We start from the raw sequence: 14,778 nt of genomic DNA on the forward strand, positions 1-14,778 counted from the left end.
CGTGGTGCGTATGAGCTTTCGTACCGGGGGCAAGATAGAGACCCTTCAGGCCGGGGTGGGGGACCGGGTCAACGGAGTCCGCGCCATTCTTGCAGAAACAGGGATGCCAGGCTCAACTTGGAAAAGGCCCTGGTGGACCTGGAAAAATCCCGCATCCAGAGCGACAACGCCAAATCCAACCTTCAGCGGACAAAGGCCCTGTACGAGAACAACAACGTCCCGGTCAGTGAGTACGAAAAGGCCCGGGACACCTACGCCAACGCGTCGGCAGCCTACGATGTGGACGTGCGTGCGGTCCGGCTCCAGAAACGGGAGCTGACCTACTACACCCTGGCCTCCCCCATGGACGGCATCATCACCGCCCGGGAGGTGGAAGCCAATGAGAACGTCTCCTCCGGCCAGGTGGTGGCCGTGGTGCAGGCCGGTGACTCCATCGAGGTCGAGGCGGGGATCCCCGAGCTCTGGATTGCCCAGATCAGCCAGGGTCAGACCGCGGACATCGTCTACCCCGCCATGCCGGACAAAAGGTTCGGCGGCCGGGTCACGGAGGTGGCCTTTGAGTCGGACCCCGAGACCCACACCTACCCCGTGACCCTGGTCATGGAAGGGCCCCGGGCGGACATCCGGCCCGGCATGCCGGCTTCCGTGGTCTTCCGGTTCGGGCGGGAAGGGGCGGTCTCTGCCCTGATGGTGCCGGTCCACGCCGTGGCCAAGGACTACGCGGGCCACTACGTCTACACCGTTGAAAAGACCGGGGAAGGGGAGGGCACGGTGACCAAGCAACAGGTAGTCGCGGCCGGATGATGTCCCACGGGTTCGAGATTTTTAGCGGCCTTGAGGGGCGGCGAGAGGTGGTGCAACGGGCTATCCTGGTCCACCGACGGCAAAAAAGTGAAGCTGCTTTCCGACTAACCCCTTGGCCCGCCCCTCCCCCTACTGGGCGCGGGCAGCAGGATATGGACCATGATTACAAGATTTGCCATTAAAAACAGCGTGCTGGTGTATACCGTTCTGGTCGCTCTTCCGGGGTTACGATTTTTAAGAGCCTTCCCCGGGATGATATGCCTCCGTTCCTCATCCGGACAATCAACGTGGTCACCACCTACCCCGGGGCCTCCCCCGAGCGGGTGGTGAACCTTATCAGCGACCGCATCGAAAAGGCCGTGCAGGAAGTCCCCGAGGTGGATTACATCACCAGCGAGTCCCGCACCGGCATCTCCATCATCAACATCAACCTCCTGGAGTCCACCACGGACCTGCAGCCGATTTTTGACCGCATCCGGCGCAAGGTGGAAGCCGTGGAGCCGGAGCTTCCCGACGGGTCCCACGTGCGGGTGGACGACGAGCTGGGGGACGTGTTCGGGATCATCCTGGGGATCATCGCCGACGGCTACACCCCGGCGGAACTCAGCGACCTGGCAGACGACGTGCGCGATGAGCTGATCAAGCTCCCGGCCTCGGCCAAGGTGGAGATCCAGGGGGCCCAGGAGGAGCGGATCTACGTCTCCTTTTCCAATGAACGGCTCGCCGCGGTGGGGCTCTCCAAGAACACGCTCCAGGAGATCATCTCGGCCACCAACATCGTGGTTCCCGGAGGGGACATCCTGGCCGACGGGCGGCGCATCATCTTAGAGCCCACCGGCAACTTTCAGTCCCTGGAGGACCTCTCCGAAATCGTGGTGGCGTCAAGCGGCGGGCGTGTCCTGAAGCTTGGGGATATCGCGGATATCACCCGGGGGTACACCGACCCCAGGGAGAGCATCGTCAAGATCAACGGCCGGGAAGGGCTGGCCATCGGCGTGAACCTCATGAAAGGGGGCAATATCCTCTCTTTGGGCAGCCAGGTGGACGCCAAGGTGTCCGAGCTGCTTGCGGAGCTCCCTTACGGGGTGGAGATTTTCCGGGTGGCCTCCCAGGACACGGTGGTGGCAAAGTCCGTGAACGATTTCACCAGCAACCTGGTGCAGGCCGTGGTCATCGTCCTGCTGACCATGCTGGCCTTCCTGGGCCTGCGAACCGGTCTGGTGGTGGCATCCCTTATTCCGGCCACCATGGTGACGACCCTTCTTCTCATGAGTTTTGCAGGGGTGGGGCTCAACAAGGTCTCCCTGGCCTCCCTTATTATTGCCCTGGGCATGCTGGTGGACAACGCCATTGTCATGAGCGAATCCATCATGGTGAAGATGGAAGGGGGGGACTCCCCGGTGGACGCGGCCGTGGATTCGGCCAAGGAACTTACCGTGCCCCTGTTGACCTCCTCGCTGACAACGTCTGCGGCCTTCATGGCCTTCTGGCTGGCCGAGTCGGTGATGGGTGAGATCATGGGGCAGATTTTTGTGGTGCTCACCATCGCCCTGATCTGCTCCTGGCTGCTCACCCTCTCCATGGTGGCCTTGCTGTGCATCAAGGCCATCCGGGTCTCAACCGAAGGGGAGAAGGAGAGCCTCTTCACCCGGTTTGCCGGGCGCTACCGAACAGCCTTAGAGCTCTCCCTCAGGCGCCCCTGGGTGACCATCGGGGGCATCGTGGGTATTTTCGTGGTCTGCATGTGGTTGTTTCGATTCATCCCCTTTGTCTTCATGCCCCCCAGCGATCGGCCTCTGGTGACGGTGAACGTGGAACTTCCCATGGGCACGGACATCGAGAGGACCCAGCAGGTCGTGCAGGGCGTCAACGACTTCATTCAGGAGAAGATGGCACCGGACGGCAACGAGGGGGAGGGGGTGGTGAGCTGGTCCACCTACACCGGGGAGGGCGCCCCGAAATACGACCTGGGATACGTGGCCCCGGAGGCCAGCCCCAACAACGCCCATATCCTCATCAACACCACCTCGGATGAGGCCAGCACCCCGGTGATCGAAGCCCTGGAGGCCTATTTCCTCGCCACCTGGCCGGATGCCAAATACAAGGTCTCGCGGCTGGTGAGCGGCGGCGGCTCGGCAGACCCCGTGGAAGTCCGTATCATCGGAAGGGAGGCCGAAACCCTCTACCGCATCGCCGAAACCGTGAAGGCGGAGTTGGCCAGGATCCCCGGGGCGACCAACATCTCCGACGACTGGGGCCTCCTCTCCAAAAAACTGGTGGTGAAGGTGGACCCCATCAAGTCCCAGATGGCGGGCCTGACCAACCAGGACATTGCCGTGGCCCTGGAAACGGAGCTCTCGGGCTCCAGCACCGGATCCTACCGGGAAGGGGAGGACGCCATTCCCATCATCATGCGGGAGAACCGTTCGGGGACCCTCTCCGTGGAGGAGATCGAGGGCCTCTCCATCACCTCCCGTAGCACGGGCAAGAGCATCCCCCTCACCCAGGTGGCGGAGATCACCACCGAATGGCAGTCCGGCAAGATCCTGAGAAGGGATCTGAACGTCACCCAGACCATCACCTGCGACGTCAGGGGAGACACCACGGCAAGCTCCGTGTTCAAAGCCATTACCCCCTGGCTGGATGAGGCCTCCGCCGGGTGGCCCGCAGGCACCCACTACGAGCTGGGCGGCGACGCCGAAGGCAGCTCCGATGCCATGGGCGCTGTGGTGGAAAAGCTTCCCTGGTCCGGGGTGATCATCGTGTTGCTGCTGATCTGGCAGTTCAATTCCCTTAAAAAGCCCCTGATCATTCTGCTGACCATCCCCTTGGGGCTCATCGGGGTCATCATCGGCATGCTCATTACCGGCTCCTATTTCGGGTTCATGGCGTTTCTGGGGGTGATCTCCCTTGCGGGGATCGTCATCAATAATGCCATTGTGCTTTTGGACCGGATCCGTATTGAAGAAGAGGAGCTGAAGAAGGAACCGGCCCAGGCCATCGTGGATGCCGCCTGCCAGCGCTTCCGGCCTATCCTGCTTACCACGGCCACCACCTCCCTGGGCCTGCTGCCCCTGTGGCTGGGGGGCGGCATCATGTGGGAGCCCATGGCCATCTCTATCCTCTTTGGCCTGCTTTTCTCCACGGTGCTCACCCTGATTTTCGTACCGGTGATGTATTCCCGGTTTTACGGCGTGAAGATGTAAACGCAAGGGAGACAGGCTGCAATAAAAAAGGCCCGCCGGGATGGCGGGCCTTTTTTATTTGGGTGAGAGAAAGGAAGCGTTTGCCAAGTTATGGCTATAATCTGTCGGAGGATAGAAATCCTCCGACGGATTATCATGTGGAGTATCGGCATCCCCGATTCTTTGGACAGTTTGGGGGAACCTTCAGTCAGGACCGGGGGAATGGCCCCATCTGATGTGCTCAACCTTATAGGTGGATGTGTCTGGGGTCAAGAAGAAAATATCATATACATGAAAAAAGTTCGGTAAGCCTAAAAAGAAGAAGCTGCCACCATGGTTCCGGGGCACTCGACCCGTGATGTATCCGGCGCAGCGGAGCGGCCACACCAAGGCATTGTGGCTGCTGCCGTTTCGGGCTTCCTGCCCATCCTTCCTGCCACGGCCACCGCCTTTCCGGGCCTGCTTTTTTACGGTGCGTATTTTGATTTTTGTGCGGTGATGCAGGTTCGGTTATACGGCGTGAAGATGAAGACTCAAGGGAAGCCGGCTGGAATAAAAAAGGCCCGCCGGGGTGGCGGGCCTTTTTTATTTGGGTGAGAGAAAGGAAGCTTTTGCCAAGCAATGGCTATAATCAATCGAAGGATAGGGAGCCTTCGAGATTACCATGTGGACGGCATCCCCGTTTGTTTTTGATGATACGAAAAAGCCGGGGAGGCCTGAAGATGAAACCGGGGGAGTGGCTCATCTTTTGAGATATATCATATAGAGATGGGGTTGTGCGGTCAAGGGAAAAGGTGTGGTTGGCATGAAAAAAGTTAGGTAGGCCTAAAGCGAATGAAGGCTGATAGGCGGGGTCAGGAAAAAACTTGCATTCGTAGACGATCGGTCATAATAAGGAGATATGGCACGACCACGAAAAAGCGAACATACCAGAGAGGCCCTGCTGGAGCTTGGCATGGCAATGATAGCGGAGCACGGGTACCATGGGACAGGCCTCAAGGGAATCCTGGATACCGCCTGTGTACCCAAAGGGTCTTTTTATAATTATTTCAAAAGCAAAGAAGAGTTCGTGGCGGAGGTCGTCGTCCGATACTGCCTGGGGATGAAGGCGTCGGTGGACGCCTGCCTGGAGGCTGCCGGTGACGACCCCGTGGAAGGGCTCCGCCGTGTGTATGGGCTCTCTTTGAGGGCCTCGGAAACCCATGGCTTGGGGATGTTGTCCAGCACCTCGCCGCCGAGATTGGCGATGCGGACGGCCCCTGCCGGGATGCCATGCAGCGCGGAACCGAGATGTTCCGGGAGCAGGTGGTGGCCTTGATCGAGGAGGCCCAGCAACGGCACCTGTTCCGGGAGGAGACACTGAGCGCCCGGGCCCTTGCGGATATTTTCTGGAGCACCTGGCAGGGGGCTCTTCTCGGGATGAAGATTGGCGGAGACCCAGAGCATCTCTCCCGGGTCATGGATGCCCTGTTGGACCGTCTGTTTCGGCCCGCCAAGGCATAAGGCATGTCACAGGAGTGAAGCGCATAAAAGCGATGCCTTTTATGGTTAAAGTGGGCAGGATAAGCCTGCCTCCGGCGGCAAGGTGTGCCACCTTGCAAGCTGGTTGCGGATGCGTTTTGCCCCTCGCTTCTCGGGTCAAATCACATCCGCCTTTAAAACGACATTCATTCACACGTTATCGTATGAGCTGTTTGTCAAATCTGTGTCTTGTAAATTTACAGGACTGCCTGTGGCAGAGCGGTTAAATCCATAATGGACACCTAGCGGCAAGGTATCCTGTTGCGTCGAAGCGTGTGAGCCAGCCCGCATAGAAGGCAGGCGTAGGCTTTTTATATTTAATTAATAGACGACCGGTCTAATGTTAAGGCCGAAAACACAAAGGAGACGATAAGCATGAAGGTATTTCAACAAGGAACGATAGGCGGTATCGAGGTGAAAAACAGGGTGTTCAGGTCGGCCACCTATGAATCCATGGCCGATGACGGGGGCAGGGTCAGCCCGGCCATGACCGAGATGTACACCGGCCTGGCCAAAGGGGAGGTGGGGCTGATCATCACGGGCTATGTCTGTTTTGCCTCTACGGACAACCCCTCTGCCCGGACGGTGTCCATGGGCCCGGACGCGGATCTTTCTGCGCTAAAGGCCCTGACCGATGCCGTGCATGGGCACGGCGGTCGCGTAGTGGCGCAACTGGCCCATGTGGGATCACAGCTGCATCACGCCCCTTCCGGAGAGGTGTTTGCCCCGTCGGCCGTTGTAGACCCTGTCAGCGGGATTCTGCCCACACCTTTTTCCGCAGGGCAGATCGAGACCCTGGTGGCGGAGTTCGGAGAGGCCGCTTTGAGGGCAAAGAGCGCAGGGTTTGACGGGGTCCAGCTCCACGCTGCCCACGGGTACCTGTTGAGCCGCTTTTTGAGCCCTGTGTACAACCGGCGGACAGACGCCTACGGAGGAAGCCCCGAGAAAAACGCCCGCATCCTTTCGGATATCCTGCGAGAGATCAAGCGGGTCTGTGGCTCAACCTACCCGGTCTGGGCCAAGCTCAACTGCGATGATTTCGAGACAAAGGGGGAAGGGTTGACCTTTGGGGGAATGCTCGTGGCGGCAAGGGAACTGGACGCCGGGGGCATCGATGCCATTGAACTGAGCGGGGGAACCTTTGCAGGGGCCTGGACGCCCTGCAGGCCCATGAAGCATGAATCCTATCACCTGGAAGCGGGGAAGGCGCTGGCGGCCGAAGTGTCGGCGCCGGTGATCAGTGTGGGGGGCTTTCGTCGCATTGAGGCCATTGAGGCTGCCTTGGCAGGGGAGGGCGTTGAGGCCGTTTCCCTGTGTCGGCCCCTGATTCGGGAGCCTGGCCTTGTGAAGCGCTGGCGGCTGGGGGACCGGTCCAAGGCCGCCTGCGTGGCCTGCAACGGTTGCTTCAATCCCAAGGGTGTGCGTTGTTTTTTTGACCTGAAAGGGGAGGAGAGGGGAGCTCAGAAACAGGTGATGGCGGCCATGAAGGGCAAGGCGTGATTCCAAAGGGCGGGGAGGCGGCGTAAACCGCAGCCTCCCCGTCATGCTTGGGTGCCACCGTGGACATCGGCTTTTTTAGGACACCTAAGACACCCCCACCAGGCTGCCGAGCTGATCGGCCATGGCCCGCATGTCCCCGGCGCTGGCCTGCAGGGATTCCCCAATGAGGGTCACCCCTTCGGCCCCCTTGTTGACATCCACAACGGCTGTGCCGATGTCGCCGGCCATGGCGCTGATTCCGGCGGCGTTTTCATTGACCTCGGCAATACCCTGTGAGGCCTGGCTGACGTTCTCCGCAATTTCGCTGGTGGCGGCGGATTGCTCTTCCACGGCACCTGCGATGGTTGAGACGATGTCGTTGACTTCGCCGATGACCGTGGTGATCTCCTGCATACCGGTGGTGGAGGTTGTGGCCGTGGACTGGACGCTTTCCACAATGGCTTTTATCCCCAGGGTGGCCTCGGCGGTCTGGGACGCCAGCTCTTTGATCTCATGGGCCACCACGGCAAACCCTTTGCCAGCTTCCCCGGCTCGTGCCGCCTCAATGGTGGCGTTTAAGGCCAGCAGGTTGGTCTGCTCGGAGATATCGGTGATGGTCTCTGTCACCTTGCCGATCTCTTCGGCGGCGCTTTGGAGGGCTTCCATCTCCTGAGAGGTGCCGTGGGTGCGTTCAAGGGCCGTGGCGGAGATGCCCCGGGCTGTTTCCGTGTTTTTGGCGATCTCGCCGATGGTGGCGGACATCTCCTCCGTGGCCGTGGCCACCATGGCGATGTTGGCGGAGGCCTGTTCGATGGCGGCAGCCACACCCGCCATCCGGTCGGTCATGTCCTGGGTGGCTCGGTCCACCTGGGTGGTCCGGGAAGAGGTGTTTCCAGCGCTCTGGGCCAGCTCTTCGGACATGGACAAAAGGCCTGTGGAGGCATCGCTCACCGAGGCGACCCCTGCGGCCACATCCCGGATGAGGACCTGGAGTTTTTCCATGAAACGGTTGAAGCCTGAGGAGAGTTCCCCGATTTCGTCTGTGGATCGCACCTGGAGGAGTTTGGTCAGGTCCCCTTCGCCTTCGGCGATGTCGTTCATCATCAGGGCGTTTTCCTTGATGCGTGCCACAATGGAGTTGGCGATGGCCCAGGCCACGGCGGCGAAAATGAGAAAGGAGACGAGCCCGATGGTGATGTTGGTCAAAAGGATGCTTTGGGCGTTTGCCATCACCTTGTCCATGGGCAGGGTGACGAGGAACGACCAGGGGGTGCCCGTGGTCCCGACCTCAATGGGGACGAGGATCTGCCGGGTGTCCGTGTCCAGGGCCTCGGAGTGGTCGGTGAAGGTGTAGGGCCTGCCGGCCTTCACTGCTTCCATGGCGCTGCGCCACTGGCCCCCTTCCCCCATGGCCTTGCCGATGCGCTCTTTGTCCGGGTGGGCGGCAAAGGTGCCGTTGTTGGCCACGATGGCGGCGCTTCCCGTGCCGTAGGGCGTGATGGCGGAGACCAGGTCCGAGAGAGCCTTGAGCTCGATGTCCAGGCCCACGACCCCGATGGTTTGTCCGCCGTGCCTGATGGGGGTCACCATGCTGGTGAGTACCACGTCCATGCCCGTCTCTCCGATGTGGTAGACCGTGGGCGGGGTGACGTATGGTTTGCCGGTGCGCTGGGGAATGACGTAGTAGTTGTTGGTCTCCGGGATCATGTAGTCCCGGAGTTGATCCACGGTGAGGGCTCCGCCGGTGCGGAAGATGTAGGGGATGTACCGGCCGGTGTCGTCATGGTGGGCGGAGCCCGCATACTCGGCATCCCGACCGTCCAGGGCATCGGGTTCAAAGCAGGCCCAGAGGCTTTCCAGGTTGGCGTCGTTTTCCACCAGCCCCTTGAGCAGGTTGGTCAGAACCTCCCTGTCCGGGATGTTTCCCGCTTTTTTCATACCCATGAAGGCGTAGGCCAGGGCCTTGGACCCTTCCATGGGCTCTTCCAGGATGACTTTTACCTCATTGGCGTAGCGGTAGGCCATCTCGGTGCCCTTGGCTTGGGCGTCCTCCTTTGCCATGCGGTGTGTTTTTGTCGTCATGACGGCAATGGACACACTGAAGGTGATAAAGGCTGTGAGAGAGATAAGAAAGACAATTTTTCCTCTTAACTTCATTCGTTTCAACATCGATGGCGTTTCTCCGGAATGTTCAAGGTCAAAAAAGATACTATTTATATCGACCTGATTTCGCGTGTTTTGAGAGAAAATATTGACTTGTTTTGAGGTGTCGTTATGGAGTTATGAAATAACGGCGTGTTAGGGATGGTGATTTTTTTTGGGGCTGTATTCGGCGCTAAGCCTCGTCCTTAGGGGAATGTTAGGGGGCGCTAAGATGAGGGTGTGGCTGTGTTTGTCATGTCGACTTTTTTTAATGTGTAGTTATTTGGTAAGAAATATGGGGGTTATGGGCGGCGAACACAGATGCGAAGATATCAGGGAACGGGTCGGCGGGCAGTGCCCATAAAAGTGCAGCAATCCACCCCGCGGCATCTGGTATACAGATAAGATTAAGGTCGAAGCTCTGGGCTTCGGCCTTTTATGGTCTGACCCTTTCAGGATGTATCATGGATAAAACACGAATCGAACTATTGAGCCCGGCCCGTGATCTGGCCTGCGGCAAAGAAGCCATCAACCACGGCGCGGATGCGGTCTATATCGGGGCCCCGAAATTCGGTGCCCGGGCCGCCGCCGGAAACACCCTGGCCGACATTGAGGCGCTGTGCGCCCACGCCCGCCTCTACGGGGTTTCCGTGCATGCCACCATGAACACCCTGCTTTTTGACGGGGAGCTGGAGGCGGCCCGGGAGCAGGCCATCGCTCTCTGGAACGCCGGGGTGGATGCCCTCATCATCCAGGACATGGCCTTTCTGGAGATGGACCTGCCACCCATTGCCCTGCACGCCTCCACCCAGACCGACAACCGGACCCCGGAGCGGGCAAGATTCCTGGAAGAGTCCGGGTTCGATCGGGTGATCCTCGCCCGGGAGCTCTCCCTGGACGAGATTTGGGCCATCGCCGATACCACCACGGTTGCCCTGGAAGCCTTTGTGCACGGGGCCCTCTGCGTAAGTTATAGCGGTCAGTGCTGGATGAGCGCCGCCCTGGGCGGGCGAAGCGCCAACCGCGGAACCTGCGGCCAGCCCTGCCGCCTTGCCTGGGACCTGAAAGAGGCGTCCGGCAAGGTGCTCAGCACAGGCCGTCATCTTCTCTCCTTAAAGGATATGGACCGTTCCGCCCACATCGGGCCCATGCTGGATGCGGGCATCTCCTCCTTTAAAATCGAAGGGCGGCTCAAGTCCGCGGACTACGTGAAAAACGTCACCGCCTATTACCGACAGGCCCTGGACCGGGAGCTTGAGCGTCGTGCCGGGGCAACCCGGGCCTCCTTCGGCAAGGTGACCCATCATTTTACCCCCAACCCGGAGAAGAGCTTTTTCCGCGGAGGGTCGATTTTGCTCTCTCTCCGGGAAACGGGGAAAGGTGGCCTCCCCGGATACACCCAAGGCCATGGGGGAACGCATGGGGACCGTGGTGCACGTGGCAAAGGATCATGTGACCCTGAAAACGGACAAAGGGCTGACTCCCGTGGTGAACGGCGACGGCCTCTGCTTTCTGGATCAATCGGGAAACCTCAAGGGCATCAAGGCCAACCGTGTGGACGGAGGGCTTATCCGGCCCAGCCAGCCCGTGGTCAAGACCGGCCTCTTCAAGGGGGCGGTGCTCTACCGCAACTATGACCATGCGTTTTTGAAACTCCTGGAAAAAGAGAGCGCCGAACGGCGCCTTGCCCTGGACCTGTCCATCAAGGAGGTCAAAGACGGCCTCTGGATTGCCGCAGGCGATGAAACCGGTCGCAGCGTTACCCACTGGTTCGGTGTGGAGCAGGTCCCGGCCCGGGACAAAGAGAAGGCCCGCAAGACCCTGGAGACCCAGCTTGCCAAGCTGGGGGGAACCCCCTTTTACCTTCGTGGGCTCACCCTCAACCTTCCCCCGTTGTTCATCCCGGTCTCCGAGATCAACCGCCTGCGCCGCGAGGTGGTGGCCCTTCTCTTGGACGAGGCCAATACCCTTCCGGTGCGGGACTCAGAGCCCGTGGAGCGGCCCGTGGTGCCCTTTCCCGAGACCCGTCTCACCTACAAGGCCAATGTGGCCAATGCCCTGGCCCGTACCTTTTACACCCGACGGGGGGTAACCTCCGTGGAGCCCGCCTTTGAAGCCGTGGAGCCGGACGGTGCGGTCACCGTCATGGAGACCCGCCACTGCATCCGTGAAACCCTGGGCCTCTGCAATGGCAGGGGGAACCAGGCAGAGCCCCTGGTCCTTGAAAACGAAAAGGGGCGCTTTACCGTCCATTTTCTCTGCGGCACCTGCGGGATGCGGATCGAAAGGCGTTGAAACCCCGCACCTGAAACGCGCTCCCATATATGGTGGTTCTCCCATATTTGTCATGTGAAACTGAGATATATGGGAGTGGTCTTAAAACCGGGAGTCGTGGCGGTGCAGGCGCGCGGGCGGGAACTGGCACGGGTTTTGTACGGTAAAGACCGATGATCCGTGGGTCCCACGGGTGTGGGTGGAACAATTCGTGTGAGGAGGTGTGTTTTAACGGTGGACGAGAATCAGTTTTTTCGCGAGGCGACACTGCGCATCTGCGGCAGCCTGGATATTCAGGAAGCCCTGGACGCCTTCCTTGAGTACGCAAGGGCTCATATCCGTTTTGACCACGTTTCGGTCTCCTATTTTAAGGAGGACGAAGGGCGGGGCGTGGTGGTGGCATCCTCCCACCGGGAGGGCGAGCCCTTTATCCCCTTTTTGAACGAGGCCGCTTACTCCAAAACCGAGCGGGACGGCCTCTTTGAGATCATGGAAACCGGCCCGCCGGTCCTGGTCATCGAAGACCTCTCCGCGGCAGAGCCCATTGTCCAGACCCTTTGCCGTCGCCATTTCGGGTTTATTCCCGACTTGTCCTGCCTTTTGATGACCCTTACCGTGGGGGATGAGCTGCTGGGGCTCCTGATCCTGACCTCCACGGCGCCGGTCACCTTCTCCGACCGGGAGATTGAACTCCTCACGCTTCTCCAGCCCCCCTTTTCCGTTTCCATGGCCAATTGGCGAAAGCACCTCGTGCTTTTAGAGCATCAGGAGACCTTGCGGGATGACTGCCGGTTTTTCCAATGCGAGCTCCGGGACGATGCAGACGGCAAGGTGGTCGGTGCCACAGGTGGGCTGAAGCAGGCCATGGGTATGGCGGCCCGCGTGGCCCGGACCGACAGCCCCGTACTGATCCTCGGGGATACCGGGGTCGGCAAGGAGGTCGTGGCAAACGCCATCCACAACGCGTCGGATCGACGCGACGGCCCTTTTATCAAGGTAAACTGCGGGGCCATCCATGACAGCCTCTTGGACTCGGAGCTGTTCGGACACGAGAAAGGCGCCTTTACCGGGGCCACCAAGGACCACAAGGGGCGCTTTGAGAGGGCCAGCGGGGGCACGATTTTCCTTGATGAGGTGGGCGAGCTTCCCCATGCGGCCCAGGTTCGTCTTCTCCGGGTGCTCCAGAACCAGGAGATCGAACGGGTGGGAGGGGTGCGTCCGGTAAAGGTCGATGTGCGCGTGATCTCGGCCACCCACCGGAATCTGGAGGCCATGGTGGCACAGGGATCGTTTCGAAAGGATCTCTGGTTTCGCCTTAATGTCTTTCCGGTTACGGTCCCCCCTCTGCGGCAGCGAAAAGGGGACATCCCGGCCCTGGTCCGCCACTTTGTGGGCGTCAAGCAGCAGGAGCTGAAGCTCTCGGCGGCCGCCGCCGTGGACGATATCGCCTTGGGGCGGCTTGTGGCCTATGACTGGCCCGGCAATGTGCGGGAGCTTCAAAATGTGGTGGAGCGGGAGATGATCCTTCGCCCCGGGGGGCGCCTTCTGTTTGACGGGCTGGTTCCTGTGGCCGATACCGGTGAGGTTGTGGCCGCGGAAAAGCTCCGCGTGGAGCCCCTGGATGTGGTGACAAGGCGTGCCATGGAAAGGGCCCTGAAAGCAGCGGGCGGAAGGGTCCAGGGACGGGGTGGCGCCGCCGAGCTCCTCCAGGTCAAGCCCAATACCCTGAGGGCCCGCATGAAAAAGCTCGGCGTGGATTTCGGGATTCGCTGGCGTGAAGAGACGAAGGGAACCTTCACTCCGGATGCGACAGTGCCCTGAACAAGCCCCATCATGTTGGATATCCACCATATTTGGGATGAAAGGGTTGCCATATTTGGCAGGGCCTGAGAACCAGTCTTTCCAATGCATCATGTTTTCAGTGTGTTCAATGCTGGCATCGTTCTTGAAATAGGTTGACGCGAGTAAACAGTGATTCTGTGTGGCGCGTTAACCCATCTATTTCAAGGAGCGTGAAGGTATGAAGGATTTTGTTTTACGTGTTGGAAGCGGTGTGCTGGCGGTTTTTTTCATGACGACCTCTGCCGTGGCAAGCATGGTGGACAACCAGTCGAGCCTTACGGCCGACTTTACCCGGATGCCGGCCCGTACGGCCAGTTTTGATTCCTCGGATACCGCCATTTACAACCCGGCCGGCACGGCCTGGCTGCAAGATGGCTTTCATGTGGGGCTTTCCGTGAAAGCCTGTTTAAAAGAGTGGCAGCATACCTACGACGGTACCACCTACGAGACCACCACCCCCTCCTTTCTTGCCCTTCCCAACGCAGTCTACCGCAAAGGCCGCCTCGGCATGTACCTGGGAACGGCCGTCTTCGGCGGCCTCGGCATCGTGGACTATGACGATGGCTTTGTCCTCATCCCCGGTCACCCACTGGACGCGATCCTGAAAAAGGAGACGGAGTTTACCTACCTGGTGCCGGGGCTCACAACCGGTGTCTCCTGGCAGCTCTCCGACAGCCTGGCTGTTTCGGGCGGGGTGCGCGTGCTTTACGGAATTCAGGAGGTTGAGGTTGACGGAGGGGAGGTGCTGGACCTCTCCCAAGGACGCCACGGGGGCGGCTCCGGTGTTCGGTCTCTCGTGGAAGGCCACGGATCGACTGGCCCTCTCCCTGCGGCACGAGATGCGGACCAAGATGGAGTATGAGATCGACACCTTTGAAGGCAACCCCATGCTCCTGGGTGCCCTGAACATGCTCAACGGGTCCTCCAAGGGCTCCAAGATGCGCCTTGATTTTCCCGCCCAGACCGCTGTGGGGGTCATGTATCGCCTTACCCCGAGATGGCGAGTGGCGGCCGACGGTGTGGTGGCATGGCAAAAGGACGCCGACCGGAGCGGCGCCGAGGAGAACATGGGCAACGGTTACTATGTGGCCGCAGGCGTGGAGTACGACGCCACCCCGAAGTGGACCCTGAGCCTGGGGTACATCACATGTGACCCCAAAGACGACCTGGAGCGAACCGGCTACTACTACGTCAACCCCAAGCTTGAGTACCAGACCGTGGCCGCAGGCGTGAAGTACCACCACAGCGACACCCTCTCCTTCAGCCTTTCGGCGGCCCCCTATTTTTACGACAGCTACACCACGGAAAAAGGCGTTAAAATGGAGAAAGATACCCTGGACATCTCCTTCGGCGTGGAGTGGCTGATCATCTGATCCCCCTTTGGCCGGGCATGTCTCACCAACATGGCCGGTCATGACAGGGAGCGCGCCCTTGCACCGCGCTTCCGGCAGCGACCGGGGCAGCATCGGGACATCACAACAGTTTACGGCAGGAATCCACCTTCATACCTCCCGAACTGGTCCCGGGCTGC

Annotated in this window: 11 protein-coding genes and 1 pseudogene; 11 read left to right on the forward strand and 1 reads right to left on the reverse strand. The window is 60.1% G+C overall.

Annotated features, from left to right (window positions below; translation table 11 throughout):
* Window positions 1–111: 111 nt before the first annotated feature.
* From ACOYW1_RS03000 to ACOYW1_RS03025, 6 genes and pseudogenes are all read left to right on the forward strand, one after another.
* A pseudogene (locus ACOYW1_RS03000) lies at window positions 112–804 on the forward strand (efflux RND transporter periplasmic adaptor subunit); the annotation flags it as partial.
* 230 nt (window positions 805–1,034) lie between these two features.
* Entirely contained in the window at window positions 1,035–4,010 is a 2,976-nt protein-coding gene (locus ACOYW1_RS03005; protein WP_482423645.1) for an efflux RND transporter permease subunit, read from the forward strand.
* A gap of 312 nt (window positions 4,011–4,322) precedes the next feature.
* On the forward strand, window positions 4,323–4,586 hold the full coding sequence (locus ACOYW1_RS03010; RefSeq protein WP_482421600.1) for a hypothetical protein: 264 nt from the start codon (window positions 4,323–4,325) through the stop codon (window positions 4,584–4,586).
* 304 nt (window positions 4,587–4,890) lie between these two features.
* Window positions 4,891–5,307, forward strand: coding sequence for a TetR/AcrR family transcriptional regulator (locus tag ACOYW1_RS03015; RefSeq protein WP_482421601.1), 417 nt, complete (start codon window positions 4,891–4,893; stop codon window positions 5,305–5,307).
* Window positions 5,262–5,492, forward strand: coding sequence for a TetR family transcriptional regulator C-terminal domain-containing protein (locus ACOYW1_RS03020; protein ID WP_482421602.1), 231 nt, complete (start codon window positions 5,262–5,264; stop codon window positions 5,490–5,492). Before ACOYW1_RS03015 ends, ACOYW1_RS03020 begins: the two co-directional genes overlap by 46 nt.
* Before the next feature lie 393 nt (window positions 5,493–5,885).
* Window positions 5,886–7,010, forward strand: coding sequence for an NADH:flavin oxidoreductase (locus tag ACOYW1_RS03025; protein ID WP_482421603.1), 1,125 nt, complete (start codon window positions 5,886–5,888; stop codon window positions 7,008–7,010).
* Window positions 7,011–7,094: 84 nt separating this feature from the next.
* Here the strand turns inward: ACOYW1_RS03025 and ACOYW1_RS03030 are convergent, their stop codons facing one another.
* Entirely contained in the window at window positions 7,095–9,158 is a 2,064-nt protein-coding gene (locus tag ACOYW1_RS03030) for a methyl-accepting chemotaxis protein (RefSeq protein WP_482421604.1), read from the reverse strand.
* A gap of 437 nt (window positions 9,159–9,595) precedes the next feature.
* On the opposite strand from ACOYW1_RS03030, the gene ACOYW1_RS03035 reads away from it, so the two are divergent.
* From ACOYW1_RS03035 to ACOYW1_RS03055, 5 genes are all read left to right on the forward strand, one after another.
* Window positions 9,596–10,768 (forward strand): peptidase U32 family protein, encoded by a 1,173-nt coding sequence (locus ACOYW1_RS03035; protein WP_482421605.1) that lies wholly within the window; start codon window positions 9,596–9,598, stop codon window positions 10,766–10,768.
* Complete coding sequence (locus tag ACOYW1_RS03040) at window positions 10,686–11,426, forward strand: DUF3656 domain-containing protein (RefSeq protein ID WP_482421606.1); 741 nt, start codon at window positions 10,686–10,688, stop codon at window positions 11,424–11,426. The genes ACOYW1_RS03035 and ACOYW1_RS03040 overlap by 83 nt, the downstream gene beginning before the upstream one ends.
* A 213-nt stretch (window positions 11,427–11,639) precedes the next feature.
* Window positions 11,640–13,226 (forward strand): sigma 54-interacting transcriptional regulator, encoded by a 1,587-nt coding sequence (locus ACOYW1_RS03045; RefSeq protein ID WP_482421607.1) that lies wholly within the window; start codon window positions 11,640–11,642, stop codon window positions 13,224–13,226.
* A gap of 199 nt (window positions 13,227–13,425) precedes the next feature.
* Window positions 13,426–14,109: a hypothetical protein gene (locus tag ACOYW1_RS03050; protein ID WP_482421608.1), complete on the forward strand. Its 684-nt coding sequence runs from the start codon at window positions 13,426–13,428 to the stop codon at window positions 14,107–14,109.
* Complete coding sequence (locus ACOYW1_RS03055; protein ID WP_482421609.1) at window positions 14,099–14,620, forward strand: hypothetical protein; 522 nt, start codon at window positions 14,099–14,101, stop codon at window positions 14,618–14,620. Before ACOYW1_RS03050 ends, ACOYW1_RS03055 begins: the two co-directional genes overlap by 11 nt.
* Window positions 14,621–14,778 lie beyond the last annotated feature (158 nt).

It is taken from the genome of Desulfoluna sp. CYM3A (assembly GCF_056829965.1).